Below are 2,924 nucleotides of genomic sequence, written 5' to 3'. Positions count from 1 at the left end.
GNCCCACGGTCGGTCTCGGTCGGCGCCCTCGCCCTGTGTCCCGGCGGATACGACCGCCAGCTGCCGGTCGACGGCTGGGACCTTCCCGGAGTGATGGCCGCAGGCGGGGTACAGGCCCTGCTGAAGGCGCACCGCAGCGTGGCCGGGAAGCGTGCCGTCGTCGCCGGGACCGGCCCGTTCCTGCTCCCCGTGGCCACCGGGTTGGCCGCGGCGGGCGCCACCGTGCTCGCGGTCTGCGAAGCCAATGACCTGGGCGGCTGGGTCCGCAACCTCCGCGGAGCCGTGTCCGTGCCCGCGAAGGCGATCGAGGCGACCGGATACGCCGCCGCCCTGCTGCGGCACCGCATCCCCTATCGGATGCGCACGGCGGTCACGGCCGTGCACGGGGTCGACGCGGTCCGATCGGTCACGCTGTCGCGCCTGGACCGCGGCGGCGCGATCCGTGCCGGCCTCGGCACGCTCGACGTCGACCTCGTGGCGCTCGGGTGGGGCTTCACGCCGTCCCTGGAGCTGGTCACCGCGACCGGCGCCGACACCCGCTTGGACGTCGACGAGTCGCTGGTCGCGCAGGTCGACGAGCTGCAGCGCAGCACCGCCCCCGGGGTCTACGTCGCCGGAGAGGCCACCGGTGTCGGGGGAGCCGCGCTCGCGGTGGCCGAAGGGGAGCTGGCCGGGCTGGCCGCCTGCCTCGACCACGGCCGCGACGTCCCCCGCTCCACGATCGCACGCCTGCAGCGCTCGGTCGCGCGCTCCCGCGCGTTCGCCGCGGCGATGCACCGTGCGCACCCGGTGCCGGCGGCCTGGCACGAGTGGCCGACCCCGCAGACCACGGTGTGCCGGTGCGAGGAGGTCACCGTCGACGACATCTGCGCCGCGCGGGACCAGCTCGAGGCAGGCGACGCCCGCACCGTCAAGATGCTCGCCCGCCCGGGCATGGGGTGGTGCCAGGGCCGGGTGTGCGGGTTCGCGACCGCCAAGCTGGCGGCGGCCCAGGAGCGCCGTGACCTCGAACCCGACGACCTGCGATCCACCGCCAAGCAGTCCCTGTGTGCCCCGGTGGCGCTCGGCGAGTTGGCCGGCGACCACTCCTGACGCCGGCGCGGTTGCAACATCACATACCATGCGACCACGCGTCGCCCGAGGGGAGATGGTGGGTGATGGCCAACATCACGACGATCCAGCAGGTCGAGAAGGTGAGCCTGCGCGAGCGGGTGGCACGCGCGCTGCGTGCCGCGATCATCTCGGGTGAGATGGTGCCGGGGGAGGTGTACTCCGCCCCGTCGCTGGGTGCGCGGTTCGGCGTCTCCGCCACCCCCGTCCGCGAGGCGATGATCGACCTCGTTCGGGAGAACCTGGTCACGATCGTGCCCAACAAGGGCTTCCGGGTCACTCAGATCGAGGACTCCGACCTCGACGAGATCACGCAGCTGCGGTTGCTGATCGAACCCCCCATCGTCCGGGACGTCACCCTCGACATCCCCGAATCCGACCTGCCCGGGCTCCGTGAGCTCGCGCAGGCGATCGTGGACGGGGCCCTGGCCGGTGACCTCGTCGAGTACACCGAGGCCGATCGCAAGTTCCACCTCGCCCTACTGGCGTACGCGAAGAACGGCCGGATCACCGATCTGGTCTCCGACCTGCGGGCACACACCCGCCTGTTCGGGCTGGCCGCCATGCGCGAGCGCGGGGAGCTCGAGGCCGCCGCCCGCGAGCATCTCGCGATCGTTGACACGATTGCGTCACGGGACGCCGTCGCCGTCGAGGCGCTCATGCGCGCCCACATCAGTCAGACCCGGGGCAAGTGGGCTGCCCCGGCGCACCCGGACGCGCGCTGACGCCCGCCGTCGACGCGCGCCGCCGGGACCCGCGACCGTTGCTCGCCGGCCTGGGCGCCGCGACGGCGGTCGGGTGAGGCTGCCCTGCTCGTCCGCCCCCTGGGAGGGCCGGAAAACCGGACCACCAGAGCTTGAGCAAGTGCAATGTCACATAGTAGTTTTGCGCCACTTGTCATGGTGTCGGCCGCCACCCGGCTGCCTTCGCTGTGTCCACGACTGCAGGGAGGCATCCGTGGAACACCTGGCGACGATCAACGAATGGTTGTGGAACCCGCTGATCGTTCTATCACTCGGCTTCGGGCTCTACCTCACCGTGCGCACCCGGCTGCTCCAGGTCCGCAGGTTGCCCGACATGCTCCGGCTGCTCAGGGGAGGCGAGAAGTCGACGGCCGGCATCTCGTCGTTCCAAGCGCTGTCGCTGACGTTGTCGAGCCGGGTCGGCGTCGGCAACATCGCCGGTGTGGCGACCGCGATTGCCGCAGGCGGTCCGGGCGCCCTGTTCTGGATGGGAGTGATGGCCTTCCTCGGTGGCGCGACGGCGTTCGTCGAGTCGACCCTGGCTCAGATCTACAAGGACGAGGTCGACGGCCAGTACCGCGGAGGCATCCCCTACTACATCGAGAAGGGGCTGCAGCTGAGGTGGCTGGCGGTCGTGGCCGCGCTGGCCGCGTTGAGCCTCTACGCGGTGCTGGCCCCCGGCGTCCAGTCGAACAACATCGCCGTCAGCTTCGACACCGCCCTCGGGATCGAGCCCTGGATCACCGGACTGGTGATCGTCGGCATCCTCGGCTACATCATCTTCGGTGGCCGCGACCGCATCGTGAACTTCGCCAACAAGGTCGTCCCATTCATGGCGGGCGCCTACATCCTGGCCGCCCTCGTCGTCCTCGGCGCCAACATCACCGCCATACCCGAGGTCATCCGCCTCGTCCTCGCCAGTGCGGTGGGAGCCGACTCCGTCTTCGGCGGCATCGTCGGCGCGGCCGTCGCGTGGGGCGTCCGGCGCGCGATGTTCTCCAACGTCGCCGGCGTCGGCGAGGGCACGTACGGGTCCGCGGCCGCAGAGGTCACGCACCCTGCCAAGCAGGG

General features: G+C 71.3%; 3 protein-coding genes. All 3 read left to right on the top strand.

The window, feature by feature from the left end:
* The coding region (locus tag KME75_RS38380) for an FAD/NAD(P)-dependent oxidoreductase (protein WP_219419851.1) at positions 1 to 1,092 on the top strand (1,092 nt) is incomplete at its 5' end.
* A gap of 65 nt (positions 1,093 to 1,157) precedes the next feature.
* Complete coding sequence (locus KME75_RS38375) at positions 1,158 to 1,835, top strand: GntR family transcriptional regulator (protein ID WP_219419858.1); 678 nt, start codon at positions 1,158 to 1,160, stop codon at positions 1,833 to 1,835.
* A gap of 232 nt (positions 1,836 to 2,067) precedes the next feature.
* A partial coding sequence (locus tag KME75_RS38370) for an alanine/glycine:cation symporter family protein (protein WP_219419850.1) occupies positions 2,068 to 2,924 on the top strand: 857 nt, incomplete at its 3' end.

Origin of the sequence: Pseudonocardia nigra, from assembly GCF_019396355.1 — a bacterium.
GTDB lineage: Bacteria > Actinomycetota > Actinomycetes > Mycobacteriales > Pseudonocardiaceae > Pseudonocardia > Pseudonocardia nigra.
The sequence above is the reverse complement of the archived record's forward strand: the minus strand, read 5'-3'. Positions and strand labels throughout refer to the sequence as shown.